This is a genomic window from Enterobacter huaxiensis, assembly GCF_003594935.2.
Lineage (GTDB): Bacteria > Pseudomonadota > Gammaproteobacteria > Enterobacterales > Enterobacteriaceae > Enterobacter > Enterobacter huaxiensis.
Map to the genome: position 1 here is coordinate 4,128,244 of NZ_CP043342.1, position 21,747 is coordinate 4,149,990.

Genomic DNA, 21,747 nt, shown 5'->3' on the forward strand with positions numbered 1-21,747 from the left:
CTCAGGCTGCTCACCGGCGTGTTTCCAGTGTCATTGTTATTTCGCCCGCTCGCCTCAGCCAGACGGGCGAATTGTGTAGATTTACTTCGTTTTCAGATCGTTTTTGACGCTTTTGACACCATCAATAGCTTTGGCGATGGTTTCAGCGCGTTCAATTTGCGCCTGCGAATCTACCGTACCGGAAAGCTGAACCACGCCGTCGGTGGTTTCTACTTTCACTTTACGAGACGGCACGATGTCATCAGCTAACAGTTTAGCTTTGATTTCGCTGGTGGTTGCCGCATCCCCGGCATACCCTTTCACAGAGGAGTCTTTAGCGTCGCGAACGTGCAATTTATCGCTAACGTCCGTTACGCCCTCAACACCCTTCGCGACTTTTACAGCCTGTTCGGCCTGAGCCTGGCTTTCAACAAAGCCGCTCAGCGTAACCACTTTCTTTTCCGTTTTTACGGAAATGTCGGTGCTCTTGATGGCTTCATCATCCACCAGCGCGGCTTTCACTTTTGCTGTGATAGAGCTGTCATCCATGAAATTACCGACTTTATTCATAGAGCTATCGATTTTTTCCCCTGCGGTATTGGCAGTGGACTGCGCTTTATCCGTGGCGCTGGTTTCTGCAAAGGCAGAACCGCTTACCAGGACGCTACCCAATGTTACAGCCAGCAGAGTTTTAGAAATCTTCAGTCTTGTCATATTCATCGATGTATTCCTGTGTTTTGCCCGTTAGTTGGGCGACAAACTTCCTTTATTACTAGTTTTATATTTCGCGAATTAACACACGGGTGAAATGGAGAACCTAAAGTCATGCATTGAACAGTTAATTCATCCGCGCCCGGTGTTAAACACTGAGTTAAATATAGATCACTCTCACAGTGTCGCTTTCAGAATTGGGCAAAAAACGCGCGAATGGCGTAAAAATGCGATGAATTAAGAACATTCCGCAAGGGATTAATAAGACAGGAATAAAAAAAGAGCACGGCGGTTGCCGTGCTCTGAGCGGGGATTAGTGTTCGCGCGTTTTGCGGAACTGAACGTCAGGATAACGTTCCTGCGTCAGGTTAAGGTTAACCATGGTTGGGGCGATATAGGTCAGGTTATCCCCGCCGTCCAGCGCCAGCTGAATTTCGTTCTTACGCTTAAATTCTTCAAATTTCTTCACGTCAGAACACTCAACCCAGCGCGCGGTCGCCACGTTTACGGATTCGTAAATCGCTTCCACGTTGTACTCGCTCTTCAGACGCGCAACCACCACGTCAAACTGCAGCACGCCGACCGCGCCAACGATCAGATCGTTGTTCGAAATTGGGCGGAACACCTGCACGGCGCCCTCTTCGGACAGCTGAACCAGCCCCTTCAGCAGCTGTTTCTGCTTCAGCGGATCGCGCAGGCGAATGCGACGGAACAGTTCCGGTGCGAAGTTCGGAATGCCGGTGAACTTCATCATTTCGCCCTGGGTGAAGGTATCACCGATCTGAATAGTGCCGTGGTTATGCAGGCCGATGATATCGCCCGGATAGGCCTCTTCAACGTGCGAACGGTCACCCGCCATGAAGGTCAGCGCGTCGGAAATAACAACATCTTTCCCGATACGCACCTGGCGCAGCTTCATGCCCTTCTCGTACTTTCCGGATACCACGCGCATAAAGGCCACGCGGTCGCGGTGTTTCGGGTCCATGTTGGCCTGAATTTTGAAGACGAAGCCGGTAAATTTCTCTTCCTGCGCTTCCACCTCGCGGGTGTCGGTTTTACGCGGCATCGGGCGCGGCGCCCACTCAACCAGTCCGTCAAGCATATGGTCAACGCCGAAGTTACCCAGCGCGGTACCGAAGAACACAGGGGTGATTTCACCGGCCAGGAACAGCTCTTTATCGAACTCGTGGGAGGCACCTTTCACCAGCTCCAGCTCGTCGCGCAGCTGCGCGGCCAGCTCTTCACCGATGGCAACGTCCAGATCCGGATTATCCAGCCCCTTCACGGTGCGGACTTCCTGAATGGTGTGACCCTTACCGGTCTGATAAAGATACACTTCGTCTTTGTAGAGGTGATAAACCCCTTTAAACAGCTTGCCGCAGCCGATTGGCCAGGTAATCGGCGCGCAGGCGATCTTCAGCTCGCTTTCAACTTCGTCCATCACTTCCATCGGATCGCGGATGTCACGGTCGAGTTTGTTCATGAAGGTGAGGATCGGCGTGTCGCGCAGACGGGTGACTTCCATCAGCTTACGGGTCCTGTCTTCGACCCCTTTAGCGGCATCGATAACCATCAGACAGCAGTCCACCGCCGTCAGGGTACGGTAGGTATCTTCGGAGAAGTCTTCGTGGCCCGGGGTGTCCAGCAGGTTCACCAGGCAGTCGTGATACGGGAACTGCATCACGGAGGTGGTAATGGAGATACCACGCTGCTTTTCCATCTCCATCCAGTCAGATTTTGCGTGCTGGCTGGAGCCACGGCCTTTAACGGTACCGGCAGTCTGGATCGCCTGTCCGAACAGCAGGACCTTCTCGGTGATGGTCGTTTTACCGGCATCCGGGTGCGAGATAATGGCAAAAGTGCGGCGTTTAGCCACCTCTTGCAGATAAGGAGACAACGTCATAATTAAATCTTCTTTTATAAGCGCGGCAGCACGCCACGCATCATGGAATACGAAATTGCGGCTATTTTACCCATCAACGGGGGGCAGGCAATCATTGTTTACACAGGAGCTGCTCCAGTTCGTTCAATGACGTGACGGTCCAGGTCGGCTCGATGCCTTCAGGCTGCACGCGACCATGCGCGTTGAGCCAGACGGTCGACAGCCCGGAGTTGATGCCACCAAGAATATCGGACTCTGCGGTATCGCCCACCATCAGCACGCGATCGCGGTCAGGGTTGCCCGCCTGCGCCAGCGCATAGTCGAAAATACGCGGGTCCGGCTTCGGCACGCCCACCTCTTCGGAGATCACCAGCGCGTCGAAATGATCGCGCAGGCCGGTGCGCTCAAGGCGGATCTGCTGCAGCGCGGTAAAGCCGTTGGTGATGATCCCAAGCCTGGCTTTACCTTTCAGCGAATCCAGCAGAGACACTGCGCCCGGCAGCGGCGCGCAGATGTCCGCCATTGCGTTCAGGAAGGCATCGTTCAGCGATCCGGGGCTGACGCTCAGACGTTCGGCCCAGAGGTCAAAACGCTGGTGCTGAAGTTGTAACGCGGTGATGGCTCCGTTCTGGTAGTCCACCCACAGCGGCTTGTTCACCGCCTGATAGTCCTGAAAATCTTCAGCGGTGAAGGTTACGCTATAGTCGAGAAACATCCGCTGTAGGCCGCCGAACGAGTCAAACGTAAACAGCGTTTCGTCGGCATCAAAGAAAATCCAGTCCCATTTCATCGTTACAACCTTATTTTTTATTATCCAATCGGCAGAGCCATAATAATGGCGTCTTCACGTCCCTCTGCGGTGGGGTAGTAGTTACGGCGGATCGTCGCCTCGTTAAAGCCTAAGCTTTCATAGAGCGCGATGGCGGCGACGTTCGACGCGCGCACCTCCAGCCACAGGGTGAAAACGTCACGGGTTTCGAGCTCACGAATGAGGTGCTCGAGCAGTTCCCTTCCCAGCCCACGGCGCTGAAACGCAGGATCAACGGCAATGTTAAACAGCGTAGCCTCGTCGAGAACGACCTGGGTGATTGCAAAAGCAGCCAGGGTGCCGTCAACGTCCAGGCGGTAGTTCAGGTACCGTTCACCCTGATTGCCGGCGAAGGTTTTTTCGCTCCACGGAAAGGCGTGGGCGCGCGTTTCAATCGCGAACGCCGTTGTCAGGTCAGGCGTCGTGAGGGAAGAAATCGTGTTCATATTCGCAGATTTGTTGCCATAGCGCGCTTCGCGCCTTTGGGTTGGCTTTCAGTTCGTCCAGCGCCGGCGAGCAGATCTGGCTTCCCTGCAGAGCGATCGCATTTGTCTCTCCCATGCGCCAGCTGTTGCAGCGGCTATCGGGAGGAAGCATCGTGACCCGCTCTGGCGTCAGCTGTAAAACCTGTTCGGCCGTCAGCTTCAGGCTGCGAAGGACATCTCCGATCAGGGGTTCATTCAGGGCAGGCAGTTCCTCCGCCACCATCACCAGGCGAACATGCTCGGGGATGGATATTGCGATTTCGCCCTGCAACGCCGTCGGGCGACGCAAGGCCCACTGGGTGATGCCCAGCTGCTGCAACTGCCAGTCTCGTCGGGATGTCATAGGGAAAACTCCTGTCTCTCAGGCGCGCAAATATAGCAAATGTGTCGAAAGTGCGCCATCTACCTACTATAATCCCCGCCTGAGTTTATTGAGGAACAATTATGTCTGCATTTACCCCGGCAAGTGAAGTCTTGCTGCGCCACAGTGATGATTTCGAACAAAGCCGTATTCTGTTTGCCGGAGATATGCAGGATGACCTGCCTGCGCGTTTCGACTGTGCTGAAAGCCGTGCCCACACACAGTATTATCACCACTGGCAGGTGCTGAGCCGCCAGATGGGCGAGCGTGCGCGCTTTAGCCTGGTGGCGGAGCAGAGCGATGTTGCCGATTGCGACACGCTGATCTACTACTGGCCGAAGAACAAACCGGAAGCCCAGTTCCAGCTGATGAACCTGCTCTCCCTGCTGCCGGTCGGCTGCGATATCTTCGTTGTCGGTGAGAACCGCAGCGGCGTGCGCAGCGCGGAGCAAATGCTGGAAGCCTACGCGCCGCTGAACAAAGTCGACAGCGCCCGCCGCTGTGGTCTGTATCATGGTCGTCTGGAAAAACAGGCAACGTTTGATGCCGAAGCCTTCTGGGGCGAGTATGAGCTTGACGGCCTGACCATCAAAACCCTGCCGGGCGTATTCAGCCGCGACTATCTGGACGTGGGAAGCAAGCTGCTGCTGTCTACCCTGACGCCGCACACTAAAGGCAAAGTGCTGGATGTGGGCTGTGGCGCGGGCGTACTGTCAACGGTGCTTGCCAGCCATTCCCCTAAAGTGCGTTTAACGCTCAGCGATGTCAGCGCGCCGGCGGTTGAAGCCAGCCGCGCAACGCTTGCCGCTAACGGTATTGAAGGCGAAGTGATTGCTAGCAACGTCTTCTCTGACATCACCGGCCGTTTCGACATGATTATCTCCAACCCGCCGTTCCACGACGGCATGGAAACTACCCTTGAAGCCGCGCAAACGCTGATCCGTGGCGCAACCCGTCACCTCAACAGCGGCGGCGAGCTGCGTATTGTCGCCAACGCCTTCCTGGCGTACCCGAAAGTGCTGGATGAAACCTTCGGTTTCCACGAAGTGATCGCCCAGACTGGCCGTTTCAAAGTGTACCGCACCGTGATGACGCGTCAGGCCAAAAAGTAATCGTCAATTTTGTAGGCCGGATAAGCGCAAGCGCCATCCGGCTATACATGACGCATCTATCGACCATTTTTGCATCAATCAAGGCATCACGCGCACATTTCAGTTGACGTTAAGCTGAAAACATCTAGAATGCGCCTCCGTGGTTACGATACTTTTACAGTATCGATGGTATGCGAAGGTGGCGGAATTGGTAGACGCGCTAGCTTCAGGTGTTAGTGTCCTTTGGATGTGGGGGTTCGAGTCCCCCCCCTCGCACCATAAATCACGTTGATATTGCTCGCACTGGGCGAAGGTGGCGGAATTGGTAGACGCGCTAGCTTCAGGTGTTAGTGTCCTTAGGATGTGGGGGTTCGAGTCCCCCCCCTCGCACCAACGAGGCGATATCAAAAAAAGTAAGATGACTGTGCGAAGGTGGCGGAATTGGTAGACGCGCTAGCTTCAGGTGTTAGTGTCCTTAGGATGTGGGGGTTCGAGTCCCCCCCCTCGCACCAATTATCTTACATTCCCTCTGAAGTACCTCTCGTTTTCCGTGTTATTTCAAACTCATCAGTATTACCAGAATCCCGCTGACCAGCGCGACGCACGATGGCAACAACACGAAATGCCGCAACTGCTTGTGCCAAATCATCCCGGACGTCACCAGTAAGCCAGAAACGATCATTGCCTTCCAGACGTCGATGGAGAGATCGGCAAACATCAGGCCGCCAATAACTGCTCCAGGCAGAAGCACTCCCCAACCACTTCCCAGCGCTTTACTCAACATGGTTTGCTCTCTCACATCGATAATGATAACCAATATCATATGATAAAGATTATCATCTGTCAGTACACAAACGTATAATTCGTTGTCCTTTACCTTTCCTATAATGACAGCGAATGGTTAAGGTGATAAATTGCCCACCTGTTAACTTCCCATAAAGTTTTTCTGATAATTACAATTCAATTTTTTTGCATCCACTATTACTAAACAACACCTGATTCATTGTTTTAATTGAATTTAAATAAAAACGCACGCATATGACATCACAATCCTGGCGATCTTTAGTCAACAAGAAATATCAGTTATCTTTACGTTTGTTTTTATTTTTGAATGCGATATCTGCAGTGTTCTCGGTAACAAACCCACTCTATTCAGTCCGGGTGGTATCTGCTCCGCTGTTTGCCGTATTCATCATTAGCACGGGCCTTCTTGTCTGGCACTGGAAAAACTGCTCCCGCAAAATAAATATCCCTGTTGTTTCAGCCATTTTTGGGTGTTTATGGGCGTGGCAAATCGCCTCTAAATTTTCGTTAATAACGCACGATCAGTCGACCTATTTAATGATGGCGCTATTAACGGTTCTTTTTATAGGGTCTTTGGCGTTCGCCAGTAATATCAAAGCATTTACGCTGCACTCACTTCCGGCTTTTATTACCTGCCTGTGGTTAAGCGATCATGAAAGCTGGCTAAGAATGGCTTACTCCTTTGCGCTGCCTATGTTCGCCATCGGTATCCACCATGTACTGCAGCGGCGTAACGACCGGTTCGCCCAGGAGCTGCTTTCTGAGCTGCTGGAAGAGCGTGAAACCCTTACCGATCTCAGCATGATGGACCCGCTAACCGGCCTGTATAACCGCCGCGGCCTGCAAAGCCGGCTGGAAAATCTTCCCGCCGCGGATAACGGCGAGCATTTTGTTTTACTGCTGGATATCGACCACTTCAAGGCTTACAACGACCATTACGGCCATATGATGGGCGATCAGGCGCTTATTCGTGTTTCCGCAGCGATCCGCGACGCCGTGCGCTCGCGCGATATTGTCGCTCGCTTCGGCGGGGAAGAGTTTATGGTTCTGCTGTCCAATATTTCGCTCGAACTTGCCCGCCAGACGGCGGAGCGTATTCGACAGAAAGTTTACGACCTGAAAATACCGCACATGTTTAATGAAAGCGTTGCTACCAACGTCACCATCAGCATCGGCATTGCCATGTTTAACGATGAAGACATTGAACAGGCACTGGAGAAGGCGGATAAAGCGCTTTACGAGGCAAAACACAGCGGGCGTAACAGCATTCTGCTAAGCGAAGAGTTGCACACCGCCTGAGTGCGGATCCGCAGATCCAGGACAAAAGGCTTGCGATCGGTTTTATCAATAGTTAGGATTGGCAATCATTATCATTTAGATTCCTATCCTATGGCCACACATACCGTACAAGCCGTTGACGCACTTCTCTGGCGAGCGCCTCTCTCCACGGGAAGCGTAACGCTTGCGGATGCCATCCGGGATAAAATTGCCGGTACGCGTGCTCATCTACTGGACTTTATTAAGCTGGATGAAGCCCCGCCGCATCACGCCATGACGCTGGCACAGTGGCAGCGCTCTGCGGAGCTACAGACTCTACTGGCAACCTATTCGGACCATATCTACCGTAATCAACCCTCGCTGGCGCGGGAAAATAAACCGCTCCTGTCGCTCTGGGCGCAGTGGTATATCGGGCTGATGGTTCCCCCCATCATGCTGGCGTTGCTGACTCAGGACACCGTGCTCGATCTCGCCCCGGAACATTTCCACGTGGAATTCCATGAGACCGGGCGGGCAGCCTGCTTCTGGATCGATGTTCATGAAGATCGCAGTGCAGGACCGCTTTCGGCCCAGGAGCGCATGGAGCGGCTTGTTACCCGTGCGCTCATCCCGGTGGTTAATGCACTGGAAGCGTCAGGAGAGATTAACGGGAAACTTATCTGGAGTAATACCGGGTATTTGATCCACTGGTACTTAACGGAGATGAAGCCGCTGCTGGGCGATGAAACCGTTGATGCCCTGCGACAGTCCTGTTTCTTTGCAAAACAGCTTTCCGATGGTCGCGACAACCCCCTCTTCCGTACCGTGGTGCCGCGTGAAGGTCTTCTTGTTCGCCGTACCTGCTGTCAGCGCTATCGCCTGCCGGACGTACAGCAGTGCGGGGATTGTACGCTGAAGTAGTGCCATTAATTGCCCGGTGGCGCTTCGCTTACCGGGCCTACAGCTCCTCAACACGTAGGCCGGGTAAGGCGCAGCCGCCACCCGGCACAAACGACTCAGGCTACCTGCTGATTTTCCTCTTCAGCGTTACGCTGCGCTTCTTCCGCTTCCTGCTCCAGCAGTTGCTTCTCGTACACCTTAAAGAACGGGAAGTAGATAATGGCCGATACGCAGGCCAGCACTATCACCAGAATAGCGGCACGGAAATCCCAGCCCAGCGCCCATGCAGCCCCGACCGGCGCCGGTGCCGTCCAAGGCACAACGGAAATCACGCGGCCAATCAAATCTAACTTCATCACTCCCCATGCCAGCACGGCGTTAACCATTGGCGCCAGCAGGAACGGAATAAAGAACACCGGGTTCATCACAATCGGCGTGCCGAAGATGACGGGTTCGTTGATGTTGAAGAAGCTTGGCACCACGCTCAGACGGCCAATCGAACGCAGGTGCGCGGAGCGGCTGCGCAGGTAGCAGATAACCAGCCCCATCGTTGCACCCGAACCGCCGATAACAATAAAGAACGTCCAGAACGCTTCCATAAAGATGTGCGGCAGCGCCTCCCCGGCGGCAAGCGCAGTCTGGTTTGCCCCCAGGTTTGTCAGCCAGAACATTTGCAGCATTCCGGAGACAATTGCCGCACCGTGGATCCCGGCAAACCACAGCAGGTGACCAATCAACACCGCCAGCAGGATAGCAGGCAGGGAGTCAGCGGCGGAAACCAGCGGTTTAAAGATAGACATGATGGCCTGCGGGATCAGCATGCCAAACTCAGACTGAATCAACAGGCTCAGCGGGTAAAGCGTCAGCACAACCACCAGCACCGGAATCAGCAGGTCAAAGGAGTTTTTGATCATCGGTGGCACCTGGTCAGGCAGGCGAATACCGATGTTGTGCGCCTTCAGAAAACGCATCAATTCAACGCAGTAAACGGCCACCAGGATGGCGGTGAAGATCCCCGTCCCGCCCAGGCTATCTACCGGCAGCGTCCCTTTGGTTTTGGGTGCCGCAACCAGCAGAAACGCCATCAGCGACAGCATGGCGCACATGAACGGGTCTAACTGATGCGATTTTACATAGTGTTTGCCAAGGTTGTAGGCGATAGCCGCACAGATATAAATGGACATGATGCCCATGGTCATATCAAACGGGGTGAGGATTTGTCCTTCAAACTGCTTCGCCATGTCCAGCCAGGCGCGAGCGAACCCCCAGGTGGTATCAGGGGAGAACGGAGGATAAGCGAACACCAACAAAAATGAGCCCACAATCATAAATGGCATCGCGGAAATGAACCCGTCGCGGATTGCCATAACATGACGCTGGGAGGAGATCCGCCCGGCTATCGGGCTTACGTAATTCTCAACGAAACGAAATATCAGATTGAACGCAGCATGGTTGGCAGACATAGCAGATCTCCTGTCAGACGTTGGTTACGGGCGTATTCGCGCCACACGTTGTGCCATACATCAGCTTCACAACCATGCTGGCTCGGGTACCAGCGGTACTGCTCAGACGGAATGGTTTCATAATTTGCTCTTATTATTGGATACAGGGAACGTTACGTACTCAGTATTAATCTATGCTTCACGCTCTGCAACCGGTTACTGTAACCGGTTTCCGTGAATGTGAAGGCGATCCAGAAATCAGCGGAACGGGATATTTGTTACGGAAGAGATATTTACAGAGCATAATTTCTTATGACAGATTACGCAGGATATTTGTCAGGAGGAAACAATGAGTTTGCAGTCTGTACAGCAGTTTTTTGCCGACAACGCGCCGGATGTCGAAATCATAGAGCTAAGCCAAAGCACCGCGACCGTGGCCCTTGCTGCTGCTGCTCACAACGTTGAACCGGGTCAAATCGCCAAGACGCTTTCGCTAAAGGTTAAAAATGAGGTCATTCTGGTGGTCGCTAAGGGTGACGCGCGCCTGGATAACAAAAAGCTAAAGGACGCATTCGGTGCGAAAGCGCGCATGCTCAGCAGTGATGAAGTCGTAACCGTTACGGGCCATCCCGTCGGAGGCGTTTGCCCTTTTGGGCTTGAGAACCCGCTTTCGGTTTACTGCGACGTGTCATTGAAACAGTACGCGGAAGTACTGCCCGCTGCCGGGGCCATTCACAGTGCAGTGCGTATTTCCCCGGACAGAATGGCCGAATTGACCTCAGCGAAATGGGTGGATGTCTGCAGTTGATCGCAGCGCCAGAATCACTCTGGCGCACGTCGGTCAGTCATGAAAATGAGGAAACGTTCAGCACAGAACGACGCGACTCCCAGGCGGGCAGATGAGCCAGAATATCGGCCGCATCCAGTAATCCCACGTCAGAATTAACGCCCAGCTTAACCATCGCGTTAAATTTATGTGCCCGAATGGTTTTAATATTACGCTCAAGCCGCGCTGCTATTTCAGGGATCGAATAGCCAGACGACATATAACGCAGAATCGCCCGCTCCGTGGGGCTCAGCATCCGGTTCTGGCTCACATACCAGTGATTGAACATGTTGTCGTTTACCCGGTGCGTTTCATTGAGCAGCACTATCAGACCTTCCAGCAGTTTCTCAAGCGAAAGCGATTTACTGATAACCCCGTGAAGACGAGAAGGAGAAAGGTGGCTGACCAGCCTCGCCTCGACCTCTCCAGCCGCCAGCACGATGCGCTGGATATCACCGTGTGAGAATGTCAGATCTCGCAGGTATGCCAGACAATTACGACGTTCCTCGCGCGCATCGGATAGCGAGTATATAACCGCGTAAAATGAGGTGTGGGAAAGCGCATCTTTGAAGCTATCGAAGCGGCTAAAAAGATGCATTTGAAAACTGCTGAGCGCGGGCAGAGCAAAAAAATGCTGCAGCCCCACGGCACTCATTGCGCAATTTTCAATGACGGCGATATGTCTTGTTGCAAGGGTCTTTTCCATTCATCAAAATCTCCATAGGCCGACATTAAACTCAGTTCCCGCATTCCCTGGGTACTGCTGATCCACGCATACATATCGGCGTTGCTGCGCAGGGATAACCGCCGCATCGCACTGTTTTTCTGCGCACTGATCGTTTTATTACTTTTCTTCAATAACGTAGCGATCTGATTAATGCCCCACCCTTTTCCCAGCAGCCGTAATACTTTGCGCTCTGAATGAGTGAGTGCGATAAAATTCTCAGTCTCTTCGTCCAAATCGGGTCTTTCTGGCATTAATAAGGTCTGGCTGATCCGTTCGGCACGTTCGCTACCGGCTCGAATAGCGCTTATCACGCCCTCAATGGGCTCCATATCTGAAAGCAATGTACTTTCAGGGCGCATAAGCAGCTCGATCGCCAACGGGTAGAGAGGACGAGAGACTAAAAATATCCAGTGAACATCCCGGTACTGATTGAGCAGCCCGTAATATTGCTCAAGCGTGCCACGCGGATTTCGGTAATCACCTGAAATATCGGCAATGATTACCCCAGCACGGCGTAACTGCAGCAGCGTTAGCTCCTGTATAGAGCGACAATAGGTCATCTCATAGTCAGGGAAATGACGCGTCATCACCCCGCCTAGCCCGGCCTGCATCACCGGTACCTTACTTATTACAACTCCGTGTTTACCCTCTAACGGCAACATAGAACCTCCGAGTCCATTCTTCTTTTACTAAATAGCGTTCAAACGCATCTTGATAAGATATATTCCATCCCTGAGCGCAAACGGATTAATTCTGCCCGATGTTGAGAATATCTTGATATGATTAAGAAATACCCAAAACGGCGTTAATATCTCATAAATGACAATCAAATTTAATTGCATCGACCTGAAAAGAACGAAAACATAAAATTAGAAATACTTAATATATAAACGCTATATTTTATTTTTAACCATTCATGCAATTAATATATTCACGTTTTCCCTTTCGTCAGCAGATATCCGCCTGTTTGCATAAAGCTTGATCTAACCCAGAGCAAGAGAGCGTACATTTTGTGCTAAAAGTAAGCATTCTGAGCCTACAGGCAGGCTTTTCACCTTCTTTTCAGGGCAAGACATGCAGGCAGATCGGTCAACGCAGCGTGCCGCTACGCGGCTATGCATTCAGTGCGGGCTTTTTCTCTTACAGCACGGTGCGGAAAGCGCGCTGGTCGAGGAGCTTTCAACGCGTCTTGGGGTCGCGCTGGGGATGGACAGCGTTGAAAGTTCCATCTCGTCAAACGCCATTGTCCTCACCACCATTAAAGACGGTCAGTGCCTGACCTCCACGCGCAAGAACCACGATCGCGGCATCAATATGCACGTCGTCACGGAGGTACAGCATATTGTCATTATGGCGGAGCACAGGCTCCTTGACCTGAAGGATATCGATAAACGCTTCAACCAAATCAAACCGTTACGTTATCCGCGGTGGCTGGTGGTCCTGATGGTGGGGCTCTCCTGCGCCTGTTTCTGTAAGCTGAATCAGGGCGGCTGGGACGGAGCAGCCATAACGTTTTTGGCCAGCGGCATCGCCATGTACGTTCGCCAGCTTCTGACCCACCGGCAGCTGCACCCGCAAATCAATTTCTGCGCTACCGCGTTTGTTGCCACGACGGTTTCTGGCCTGCTGTTGCGCCTGCCGCAGTTTGCCAGCACGCCCACCGTCGCCATGGCCGCCAGCGTGCTTTTGCTGGTACCCGGCTTTCCGTTGATTAACGCCGTTGCCGACATGTTCAAAGGACACATTAATACCGGGCTGGCGCGCTGGGCGATCGCCAGCCTTCTGACGCTGGCCACCTGTATCGGCGTGGTGATGGCGATGACGCTGTGGGGGTTACGCGGATGGGCGTGATTGAATTAGTGCTCGCACTGGCGCAGGACATGCTCCTGGCCGCCATTCCCGCCGTCGGCTTTGCGATGGTCTTCAACGTGCCACAGCGCGCACTGCCCTGGTGTGCGCTGCTGGGTGCAATTGGCCACGGTTCGCGAATGGTGATGATGACGGCAGGTTTTAATATCGAGTGGTCGACGTTTATGGCTTCGATGCTGGTGGGCTGCATTGGCATTCAGTGGTCGCGCTGGTATCTGGCGCATCCGAAGGTGTTCACCGTCGCCGCCGTTATTCCCATGTTTCCAGGCATCTCCGCCTATACGGCCATGATTTCAGCGGTGAAGATCGGCCATTTTGGCTACAGCGAGCCGCAGATGATCCTTCTGCTGAGTAACTTTCTGAAGGCCTCTTCCATTGTCGGGGCTCTTTCCATCGGGCTGTCTATCCCCGGTTTGTGGCTGTATCGCAAACGCCCACGCGTTTGATATTTGTGTTATTTCGCTGCCGTGGGGATAATCCCCTCTTTCCGTTTGGTGACGATAAGGAAAGGATGTGGCTAACCCTGGCAGCGAACACCCCGAGTACCATGACGAATCCAGCCTGAAGGATAAAATATTTCAGAGCGCGATCGCCCTGTTTGCCGAGTATGGGCTAAACGGTGCCCGCATGGAGCAAATCGCCGAGAAAGCAGGCACCACCAAGCGGATGGTGGTGTATCACTTTAAGAATAAAGAGAACCTGTACCTTCTGGCTCTTGAGTACGTTTACACCCAAATCCGCGCCAGCGAGAAACAGCTGAGCCTTGCCGGCATGCCGCCTGTCGAAGCACTGGTGCATCTGGTTGAAGCCACCTTTGACTACCATGCCGACCACCCGGACTACATTCGCATCATCTGCATGGAAAACATGCAGCGCGGTCGCTTTATGCAGCAGTCCAGCTACCTGCGCCAGGTCAACCGCAGCGCGCTGGAACTGCTGGAAGCCATCCTCCAGCGGGGGAAAGAGAAGCAGTTATTCAACCAGACGGTCGATGCGCGCGACCTTCACCGCCTGATCAGCAGCTTCAGCTTCCACTACGTCGCCAACAGCTACACGTTTACCCTGCTCTTTGAGGACGGCGCGGACGAAGCGGCGCAGCGCCAGCACTACCGAAAAATGGCGGTTCAGGTGGCACTTCGCTACACCTGCCCATAAAATAGCTTGCAATTATATTGCGCACTATTTATATTCATCTCATGAACGCAAAAACGAACGACACCACCGCCGCGCTCCTGCTGGATAACCAGCTCTGTTTTGCCCTCTACTCGGCAAACCTGGCGCTCAACAAGCTGTACCGGCAACTGCTGGCACCGCTGAACCTGACCTACCCGCAATACCTCGTCATGCTGGTGCTGTGGGAGCAGGACGACGTCACGGTGTCGGACATCGGCGAACGCCTGTTTCTTGACTCCGCCACGCTGACGCCGCTGTTGAAGCGTCTCGAAAGCGCCGGGCTGATCCTGCGTCAGCGCTCCCGTAAAGACGAGCGCCAGGTCGCAGTCACCCTGAGCGATGCGGGGCGTGCGCTTCAGCAGCAGGCGGTTGGGATCCCCCACGCGGTAGGATGTGCAGCGCAGTGTGATACCGACACGATGCTGGCCCTTAAGCAGCAGCTCGAACATTTGCGTCAACAGTTACACCGCGCGTAAAGCTATACTTTACGCGTTATTATTACCCATATATATCGCACGCTATTTAATAGCATATATAAACGTAAGATGAGGAACCTGCCATGTCTTTAGAAAAAGTTGTCTACACTGCCAAAGCAAAAGCAACCGGAGGCCGTGACGGCCGCGCCACCTCTTCCGATGGCGTTCTGGACGTTAAGCTGGGTGTGCCAAAAGAGATGGGCGGCATGGGTGGCGACGTCACCAACCCGGAACAGCTGTTCGCCGCGGGCTACTCGGCCTGCTTCCTGGGTGCGATGAAGTTCGTGGCCGCACGCGACAAATTCTCCCTGCCGAAAGATGCCTTTATTGAAGGCGAAGTGGGTATCGGCCCGCTGCCAACCGGTTTTGGTATTGAAGCAAAGCTGAATATTCACGTAGAAGGGATGGATGCAGCCGAAGCTAAAAAACTGGTGGATGCGGCACACATCGTCTGCCCGTACTCCAACGCCACGCGCGGCAATATCGACGTTACGCTGAACATCATCGCGTGATAAATGCCTGATGGCGCTGTGCTTATCAGGCCTACAAATGTAGCCCCGGTAAGCGCAGCGCCACCGGGGAAATCCCCTCCATTCCCTCCTCCTCTCTGTGCTACCATAAGCCCCTATCACGCCCGTAGTAATCAGCAGAGAAAGTGTTATGTCCTCCAGAATCCTGACAACCAGCATCGCTGGCATTGATGCCTTTATGCGTGACCCGCGCGGCGTGCTGAGCAATGCCGAAGGCGGTACGATCGCCGTGTTTGCCGACAACGCCCCGGCGTTTTACGCAATCACGCCGGAGCGTCTGGCGCAGCTTCTGGATATCGAAGCGCGCCTGTCGCGCCCGGCAAGCGATGTCACCCTGGATAACCAGTTCTTCGACGAACCGGGTAACGCGCCCGTGGCCGTGCCGATGGGAAAATTCCCGATGTACGCTGGCTGGCAGCCGGACGCCGATTTTCAGCGTCAGGCAGCCTTATGGGGCATCGCACTCTCGCAGCCCGTTACGCCCGAAGAGCTGGCCGCATTTACCGCGTACTGGCAGGCTGAAGGCAAAGTGTTCCACCATGTTCAATGGCAGCAAAAGCTGGCGCGCAGCATTCAAATTAACCGCGCCAGCAATAATGGCCAGCCCAAGCGCGATATCAACGCGTTTTCAGAACCGGATAAACAGATCCCTAACGGATTCCGAGGTGCGAAATGAAAAACGTCGGCGACCTGATGAAACGTCTGCAAAAAATGATGCCTGCTAACGTAAAACCCGCCTTTACGACGGGTGAAGAGCTGTTGGCCTGGCAAAAAGAGCAGGGAGAGATCCGGGCTGCAGCCCTGGCCCGTGAGAACCGCGCGATGAAAATGCAGCGCACGTTCAATCGCTCGGGTATCCGCCCCCTGCATCAGAACTGTTCGTTCGATAACTATAAAGTCGAGTCCCAGGGACAGATGAATGCCCTTAGCCAGGCACGTCAGTACGTGGATGAGTTCGACGGCAACATCGCCAGCTTCATCTTCAGCGGCAAGCCCGGCACCGGAAAAAACCACCTTGCGGCCGCCATTTGCAACGAGCTGCTGCTGCGCGGAAAATCGGTCTTAATTATCACCGTGGCGGATATTATGTCCGCGATGAAAGACACCTTCAGCAATCGCGAAACCAGCGAAGAACAGCTGCTGAACGATTTGAGTAACGTCGACCTGCTGGTCATTGACGAGATTGGCGTGCAGACCGAATCCCGCTACGAAAAAGTGATCATCAACCAGATCGTTGACCGTCGCTCTTCGTCTAAACGCCCGACCGGCATGCTGACGAACCACAATATTGATGAAATGACCCGCCTGCTGGGCGAGCGCGTGATGGACCGTATGAAGCTTGGCAACAGCCTGTACGTCATCTTCGACTGGGATAGCTATCGCAGCCGCGTCACCGGCAAAGAGTATTAAGACATTTCCAGGGATCGCCGGTGGCCCGGAGGTATATACTGGTGCCACTTCCGGCCCCAAACGGACCTTTTTGAGTAAGTCATTATGAAAAAACAGTTACCGATCGTCACACTTTTAGGCGTAATGCTGGCTACCGGCGCGGTGCAGGCAGCGTCATGGCAGGAGTCACTATCCAGCGCAGCAAGCGAGCTGACCAAAGAGAGCGGCAGTTCTCAGGGCGGGCTGTCAGCCTCTTCCCTCACCAGCCTGCTGGGTAACAGCTCCCAGAGCCTGAGCGCGGGCACGATGAACAACGCGGCGGGTATTCTGGAGTATTGTGCGAAGCAGAAGCTGGCCTCCGTGACCGATACCCAAAACATCAAAAATCAGGTGCTCGGTAAGCTGGGTCTGGATACGCAGGAACAGAAAGCGGACACCAACTACATGGACGGCATTCAGGGCCTGCTGAACGCGCAAAACGGCCAGCAGCTTAATCTGAGCACCCTCGGTAACTCTTCGCTGGCGAAACAGGTGAAAACCAAAGCCTGCGATCTGGTGCTGAAACAAGGGGTTAATTTCCTCTCCTGACCGTCCGCCTTTTCTGCCACAACACGCCGCGTTTATTACGATAGTCTTACAACGCGGCGTGAGAGACGTGTTTTCCCCCCCTTTCACCCTCTCAGCCTGTGCATGCCAGGATGCGACCGCCTTCAAAAAATCGATTTTATAAACCAAATCCTAACAACTGCACACTTTCGTGACGCTAAAATTGCAGCTAAACGACATCGCCATTACATTGTGTTACCCAAAAAATAATCTCTTAGCGGGCTAAGTGCCTGGCATCATGAGGATATGCTGTTGTCAGAATTAATGTCCCTTATCCTTTTTTTGGCTTCCATCGGCGTTTACGCCTGGAAAGCCGGCCGTAACACCTGGTGGTTTGTCGCCACGCTGGTGGTACTCGGCATTTTTATTGTTTTGAACATTACCCTCTACGCCAGCGACTATTTTACCGGAGACGGTATTAACGATGCGGTGCTCTATACCCTCACCAACAGCCTGACGGGCGCCGGAGTTAGTAAGTACATACTTCCCGGCCTGGGAGTCGTCGTGGCGCTGGTTGCTATTTTTGGCACGCTCGCCTGGGTGCTGCGTCGTCGTCGCCATCATCCACATCATCATGGCTATAGCCTGCTGGCGCTGTTCCTGGCGCTGGCGTCCGTTGATGCCAGCCCGGCATTCCATCAGATTACCGAGCTGGTCAAATCCCAGTCCCGCGATGGCGATCCGGACTTCGTGGCGTACTACAAAGAGCCGGCGAAGAAGATCGACAACCCGAAGCTCAACCTGGTCTATATCTACGGCGAGAGTCTTGAACGCACCTATTTTGATAACGATGCTTTCCCGAACCTGACGCCCGATCTCGGCGCGCTGAAGGATCAGGGTCTCGACTTTAGCAAGACCATGCAGTTACCGGGCACCGATTACACCATCGCCGGCATGGTTGCCTCCCAGTGCGGCATCCCGCTGTTCGCGCCTTTTGAAGGCAATGCGTCAGCGTCCATGTCGAGCTTTTTCCCGCAGAATATCTGCCTCGGCGATATCCTGAAAAATTCCGGCTACGAAAACTACTTTATGCAGGGCGCAAACCTGCGCTTTGCCGGCAAAGATGTGTTCCTGAAATCCCATGGATTTGACCATCTTTACGGCTCAGAAGAGTTAAAAACCACCGTTGCGGACCCCGCCTACCGCAATGACTGGGGCTTCTACGACGATACCGTTCTGGATGAAACCTGGAAAAAATTCGAGGAACTCTCCCGCGCTGGCAAGCGTTTCTCCCTCTTTGCCCTGACCGTAGATACCCACCATCCCGATGGGTTTGTGTCGCGCTCCTGCAAGCGTAAAAGCTATGACGTTGACGGCAAAAACAACAAGTCCTTTAGCGCCGTCACCTGCAGTCAGGAGCATATCGCCGCGCTCATTGAGAAAATCAAAGCCTCGCCGTACTTCAAAAACACGGTGATTGTCGTCTCGTCTGACCATCTGGCGATGAAAAACAGCGCCTGGGATGAACTGAACAAGCTGGACCGCAGCAATCTGTTCTTCGTCATGCGCGGCGACAAGCCCCAGCAGGAGGTCATTGCCACCAAGCGTAACTCAATGGATAACGGCGCAACGGTGCTGGATATTCTGGGGGGCGATAACTTTATTGGTCTGGGCCGCAGCACGCTGTCAGGTCAGTCCCTGTCGGAAGTATTCCTCAACATGAAGGAGAAAATCCTGGCGTGGAAGCCGGACATCATCCGTCTGTGGAACTTCCCGAAAGAGATGAAGGATTTCACCATCGATGGGGACAAAAACACCATCGCCTTCTCTGGAAGCCACTTCCGCCTGCCGCTGCTGCTGCGCGTCTCGGACAAACGCGTTGAGCCGCTGCCAGAGAGTGAATACTCTGCCCCGCTGCGCTTCCAGCTGGCCGATTTCGCCCCGCGCGATAACTTTGTCTGGGTCGATAAGTGCTACAAAATGGGCCAGCTCTGGTCACAGCCGCTGTCGCTCTCGACCGACTGGTGCGTCTCGCAGGGGCAGCTTGGCGGGGAACAGAAGGTCCAGCATGTCGATCAGGCCCAGTGGAAAGGGAAAACCGCGTTTAAGGATACGGTTATCGACACGGCGCGCTATCAGCGCAACGTCGACCTGCTGAAAATAGTCGATAACGACATTCGCTACAAAGCGGACAGCTTTATCTTTAACGTCGCGGGCGCGCCGGAGGAGGTAAAACAGTTCAGCGGTATCTCGCGCCCTGAGTCCTGGGGGCGCTGGTCCAACGCCCAGCTGGGAGATGAGGTGAAGATTGAGTATACCCATCCGCTGCCGGAAAAATTCGACCTGGTGATCACCGCGAAGGCCTTTGGCCCTAACGCCAGCCGCCCCATTCCTGTGCGGGTGGGTGATAAAGAGCAGATCCTGACGCTTGGAAATGACGTCTCTACCACCACGCTGCATTTTGAAAACCCGTCACGCAGCAATACCGTGGAGATCGTGCCGCCGGCTCCGCAATCCACAAACGAAGGCAATATCCTCGGGCACTCGCCGCGCCAGATTGGCATCGGCATGGTTGAAATCAAAATCGTCAACAGCGAAAGTTAGCCAACCCTCCGCCCGGCGTCCTGCCGGGCGAGCTTTTATAAATAGATAAAGCTTTATATCGTTTATAAATAAGCTTAAATCACTATATTTAATCTCTTTTTATTTATAAATATTCTTATATAAAGACAAAAAGTAGCATATGACCCCAGTAAACACTGACGAGGTCATACGCAGTTTCATCATGTTAACCGGCTACAAATTCGAATCCATCCGGGCGCTGCACACCGAGCATGTCATTGCCTGGGAGATGCTTTCCACGGCAAAACCGCACGTCAATCTTGAAGATTATTTCGGGTCGATGTCCTTTACGCAGCGCAAGCAGCACTTCTTCGCGCAGCTCCGCCATGCCATGGCGTGCCTGGACAGCAGCAAATACTATCTGAATGTCGCCTCCGATCTGCTCCTCGATGAGGATTTCATCGACAGGCTGCGGGAAGAGACGCCTCGTCCGCAGCGGCTGGCCATTGAGCTGACTGACCTCGAAAAAATTGTTCACCTTCCCGAGGAAGAGACGCGTGAGTTACGCCTGCGCATTGCGTCACTGCGCCGCTTCGGCATTGAAGTTTGGGCCGATGACGTTCACGAAGCCATTCTTCCAGGGCTTCTGGCCTGCCAGTTTTACTTCTACGGGATCAAGATTGATAAACACGCGTTCTGGTCCGGACGAGAGGAGCGGGAGAGATTTCTTCAGCTGGCCCGAAACTGCAAAAAGCTGGCCAGCAAAGTGCTGATAGAAGGGATAGAAACCTTTGGTGATTTCGCCCTTGCCCGCGCCAGCGAGGCGGAGTACGGCCAGGGCTACCTGTGGAATAAACAATGACCAACGCACGCCACTCTACCCCCGATTTTCGCATCATCATTCTCAGCGAAAACTATTTCCTGTGGCGCGGGCTCACGTCCCTGATTTCGATGATGATGACGCCGCGCCCCGATATCTTCTGGATAAACAGCGTCAGCCCGGAGGGGATATTACGCGTGCGTGAACAGATTATGAAGGATACCGCCCATAGCGGCTGGATGATCTTCACCGATGAATGCCGCGTTAACGACATTCAGGTCTACCTGCCTGCCGGGCGGGTCAGCGTGCTGGCGGACAACCTGTCGGTTATTCAGCTCAGCCAGTGCTTACGCAACGTGGATTTCACCCACGGCAGCCTTCAGGATGCCACGCTCACTCGCCAGGAATTACGGGTCTGCACGCTTATCAGCAAAGGGATCAGCCTGATACGCATCGCGCACTTACTCAATAAATCGCCCAAAACGATCTACACCCACAAGCGTAACGCGATGAGCAAATTCCACTGCCAGAACCTCGCGGAATTTCACCGCAAGATCTGCCTGCTGGAGCAGCACTCGCTTTATCTGTGATTAACCACTCAGGAAACTCATCATGAAAATTATCCCAATTGCCATTACCAGCGCACTTTTTCTGCTTCCTGTTACCGCCATCTCAGCAGAGACGGCAACGGCGACGATGCACGTCTCGCTGGAGGTGGTGAAGTCCTGTACGTTAAAGGCCAACGATTTAAGCTTCTCCCGCCACAGCTCTGATGAAGCCGGCGAAATCGAGGCCAGCACGCGGCTTAACATCACCTGTACTAACGGCACGCCGTTTACCCTTTCCGCTTACAGCAGCGACACCACGGAAAACGGCACGTTTTGGCTGAAACCTGAAAACACCGGCACCGGCGCGCAGAGCATTGCGTGGAAACTCTACGCAGACGAGAACAAGCAAACCCAGGTGACCAGCTCACAGGGGCTTACCGGCACGGGTAACGGTCAGGAACAGAGTGAATCCCTGTACGGCGTAATTGAAGCCGGAGCGCTGGCTGCCGCGCAGGCCGGCGCCTACAGCGATGACGTCACGCTGAATCTGGTGTACTGATC

Annotated in this window: 25 protein-coding genes and 3 tRNA genes; 19 read left to right on the forward strand and 9 right to left on the reverse strand. The window is 53.8% G+C overall.

Translation table 11 applies throughout. The features are described 5' to 3' along the window. Nucleotides 1–81: 81 nt before the first annotated feature. The 5 genes from osmY to D5067_RS19680 all read right to left on the reverse strand — a co-directional run bounded on the left by osmY (nt 82) and on the right by D5067_RS19680 (nt 4,208). On the reverse strand, nt 82–699 hold the full coding sequence (osmY, locus tag D5067_RS19660) for a molecular chaperone OsmY (RefSeq protein ID WP_119935633.1): 618 nt from the start codon (nt 697–699) through the stop codon (nt 82–84). Nucleotides 700–1,003: 304 nt separating this feature from the next. Beyond that, entirely contained in the window at nt 1,004–2,593 is a 1,590-nt protein-coding gene (gene prfC, locus D5067_RS19665; RefSeq protein WP_119935634.1) for a peptide chain release factor 3, read from the reverse strand. Nucleotides 2,594–2,684: 91 nt separating this feature from the next. Then, entirely contained in the window at nt 2,685–3,362 is a 678-nt protein-coding gene (yjjG, locus tag D5067_RS19670; RefSeq protein ID WP_119935635.1) for a pyrimidine 5'-nucleotidase, read from the reverse strand. A gap of 20 nt (nt 3,363–3,382) precedes the next feature. Continuing rightward, nucleotides 3,383–3,826: a ribosomal protein S18-alanine N-acetyltransferase gene (rimI, locus tag D5067_RS19675; protein WP_119935636.1), complete on the reverse strand. Its 444-nt coding sequence runs from the start codon at nt 3,824–3,826 to the stop codon at nt 3,383–3,385. Then, complete coding sequence (locus D5067_RS19680) at nt 3,795–4,208, reverse strand: DNA polymerase III subunit psi (RefSeq protein ID WP_119935637.1); 414 nt, start codon at nt 4,206–4,208, stop codon at nt 3,795–3,797. Before D5067_RS19680 ends, rimI begins: the two co-directional genes overlap by 32 nt. A 101-nt stretch (nt 4,209–4,309) precedes the next feature. Between D5067_RS19680 and rsmC the strand changes: the two genes are divergently transcribed. The 4 genes from rsmC (at nt 4,310) to D5067_RS19700 (ending at nt 5,829) form a co-directional block, all read left to right on the forward strand. Beyond that, nucleotides 4,310–5,338: a 16S rRNA (guanine(1207)-N(2))-methyltransferase RsmC gene (gene rsmC, locus D5067_RS19685; RefSeq protein ID WP_119935638.1), complete on the forward strand. Its 1,029-nt coding sequence runs from the start codon at nt 4,310–4,312 to the stop codon at nt 5,336–5,338. A gap of 172 nt (nt 5,339–5,510) precedes the next feature. Beyond that, nucleotides 5,511–5,596, forward strand: a tRNA-Leu gene (locus D5067_RS19690). A gap of 28 nt (nt 5,597–5,624) precedes the next feature. Next, a tRNA-Leu gene (locus tag D5067_RS19695) sits at nt 5,625–5,710 on the forward strand. Nucleotides 5,711–5,743: 33 nt separating this feature from the next. Continuing rightward, a tRNA-Leu gene (locus D5067_RS19700) sits at nt 5,744–5,829 on the forward strand. A 41-nt stretch (nt 5,830–5,870) separates the two neighbouring features. On the opposite strand, the gene D5067_RS19705 is transcribed toward D5067_RS19700, so the two are convergent. Continuing rightward, nucleotides 5,871–6,140 (reverse strand): DUF1435 domain-containing protein, encoded by a 270-nt coding sequence (locus D5067_RS19705; RefSeq protein WP_168192640.1) that lies wholly within the window; start codon nt 6,138–6,140, stop codon nt 5,871–5,873. Between the two features lie 215 nt (nt 6,141–6,355). Here D5067_RS19705 and D5067_RS19710 point away from each other — a divergent pair, with 215 nt between their 5' ends. Next, nucleotides 6,356–7,420, forward strand: coding sequence for a GGDEF domain-containing protein (locus tag D5067_RS19710; protein WP_119935639.1), 1,065 nt, complete (start codon nt 6,356–6,358; stop codon nt 7,418–7,420). 90 nt (nt 7,421–7,510) lie between these two features. Continuing rightward, nucleotides 7,511–8,299 (forward strand): siderophore-iron reductase FhuF, encoded by a 789-nt coding sequence (fhuF, locus tag D5067_RS19715; RefSeq protein ID WP_119935640.1) that lies wholly within the window; start codon nt 7,511–7,513, stop codon nt 8,297–8,299. A gap of 95 nt (nt 8,300–8,394) precedes the next feature. On the opposite strand, the gene D5067_RS19720 is transcribed toward fhuF, so the two are convergent. Beyond that, nucleotides 8,395–9,741: a PTS sugar transporter subunit IIC gene (locus D5067_RS19720; protein WP_119935641.1), complete on the reverse strand. Its 1,347-nt coding sequence runs from the start codon at nt 9,739–9,741 to the stop codon at nt 8,395–8,397. Between the two features lie 328 nt (nt 9,742–10,069). On the opposite strand from D5067_RS19720, the gene D5067_RS19725 reads away from it, so the two are divergent. After that, a complete protein-coding gene (locus tag D5067_RS19725; protein ID WP_119935642.1) occupies nt 10,070–10,528 on the forward strand; it encodes a YbaK/EbsC family protein in 459 nt (152 codons plus the stop codon). A gap of 37 nt (nt 10,529–10,565) precedes the next feature. On the opposite strand, the gene bglJ is transcribed toward D5067_RS19725, so the two are convergent. After that, the gene (bglJ, locus tag D5067_RS19730; RefSeq protein ID WP_119935643.1) at nt 10,566–11,201 is read right to left on the reverse strand and encodes a DNA-binding transcriptional activator BglJ; all 636 of its coding nucleotides are present in this window, start codon (nt 11,199–11,201) and stop codon (nt 10,566–10,568) included. After that, entirely contained in the window at nt 11,198–11,935 is a 738-nt protein-coding gene (locus D5067_RS19735) for a helix-turn-helix transcriptional regulator (protein ID WP_119935644.1), read from the reverse strand. Before D5067_RS19735 ends, bglJ begins: the two co-directional genes overlap by 4 nt. A gap of 412 nt (nt 11,936–12,347) precedes the next feature. Between D5067_RS19735 and D5067_RS19740 the strand changes: the two genes are divergently transcribed. From D5067_RS19740 to D5067_RS19795, 12 genes are all read left to right on the forward strand, one after another. Beyond that, a complete protein-coding gene (locus D5067_RS19740; protein ID WP_119935645.1) occupies nt 12,348–13,124 on the forward strand; it encodes a threonine/serine exporter family protein in 777 nt (258 codons plus the stop codon). Continuing rightward, a complete protein-coding gene (locus D5067_RS19745; RefSeq protein ID WP_119935646.1) occupies nt 13,115–13,588 on the forward strand; it encodes a threonine/serine exporter in 474 nt (157 codons plus the stop codon). Before D5067_RS19740 ends, D5067_RS19745 begins: the two co-directional genes overlap by 10 nt. 67 nt (nt 13,589–13,655) lie before the next feature. Further along, on the forward strand, nt 13,656–14,297 hold the full coding sequence (locus D5067_RS19750) for a TetR family transcriptional regulator (RefSeq protein WP_119935647.1): 642 nt from the start codon (nt 13,656–13,658) through the stop codon (nt 14,295–14,297). A 41-nt stretch (nt 14,298–14,338) separates the two neighbouring features. After that, nucleotides 14,339–14,791, forward strand: a complete 453-nt coding sequence (locus D5067_RS19755) for a MarR family winged helix-turn-helix transcriptional regulator (protein WP_119935648.1) — start codon at nt 14,339–14,341, stop codon at nt 14,789–14,791. 83 nt (nt 14,792–14,874) lie between these two features. After that, nucleotides 14,875–15,303: an organic hydroperoxide resistance protein gene (locus tag D5067_RS19760; RefSeq protein WP_119935649.1), complete on the forward strand. Its 429-nt coding sequence runs from the start codon at nt 14,875–14,877 to the stop codon at nt 15,301–15,303. Nucleotides 15,304–15,451: 148 nt separating this feature from the next. Then, nucleotides 15,452–15,997: a primosomal protein DnaT gene (gene dnaT / locus D5067_RS19765; protein ID WP_119935650.1), complete on the forward strand. Its 546-nt coding sequence runs from the start codon at nt 15,452–15,454 to the stop codon at nt 15,995–15,997. Continuing rightward, entirely contained in the window at nt 15,994–16,731 is a 738-nt protein-coding gene (gene dnaC, locus D5067_RS19770) for a replicative helicase loader DnaC (RefSeq protein ID WP_119935651.1), read from the forward strand. The genes dnaT and dnaC overlap by 4 nt, the downstream gene beginning before the upstream one ends. A gap of 84 nt (nt 16,732–16,815) precedes the next feature. Then, on the forward strand, nt 16,816–17,298 hold the full coding sequence (locus D5067_RS19775; RefSeq protein WP_119935652.1) for a YjjA family protein: 483 nt from the start codon (nt 16,816–16,818) through the stop codon (nt 17,296–17,298). Nucleotides 17,299–17,568: 270 nt separating this feature from the next. Beyond that, nucleotides 17,569–19,860, forward strand: coding sequence for a phosphatidylglycerol--membrane-oligosaccharide glycerophosphotransferase (opgB, locus tag D5067_RS19780; RefSeq protein ID WP_119935880.1), 2,292 nt, complete (start codon nt 17,569–17,571; stop codon nt 19,858–19,860). A 181-nt stretch (nt 19,861–20,041) separates the two neighbouring features. Continuing rightward, entirely contained in the window at nt 20,042–20,680 is a 639-nt protein-coding gene (locus D5067_RS19785; protein WP_119935653.1) for an EAL domain-containing protein, read from the forward strand. Further along, the gene (locus tag D5067_RS19790; protein WP_119935654.1) at nt 20,677–21,228 is read left to right on the forward strand and encodes a helix-turn-helix transcriptional regulator; all 552 of its coding nucleotides are present in this window, start codon (nt 20,677–20,679) and stop codon (nt 21,226–21,228) included. Before D5067_RS19785 ends, D5067_RS19790 begins: the two co-directional genes overlap by 4 nt. 22 nt (nt 21,229–21,250) lie before the next feature. Then, nucleotides 21,251–21,745, forward strand: coding sequence for a Csu type fimbrial protein (locus D5067_RS19795; protein ID WP_119935655.1), 495 nt, complete (start codon nt 21,251–21,253; stop codon nt 21,743–21,745). Nucleotides 21,746–21,747: the final 2 nt, after the last annotated feature.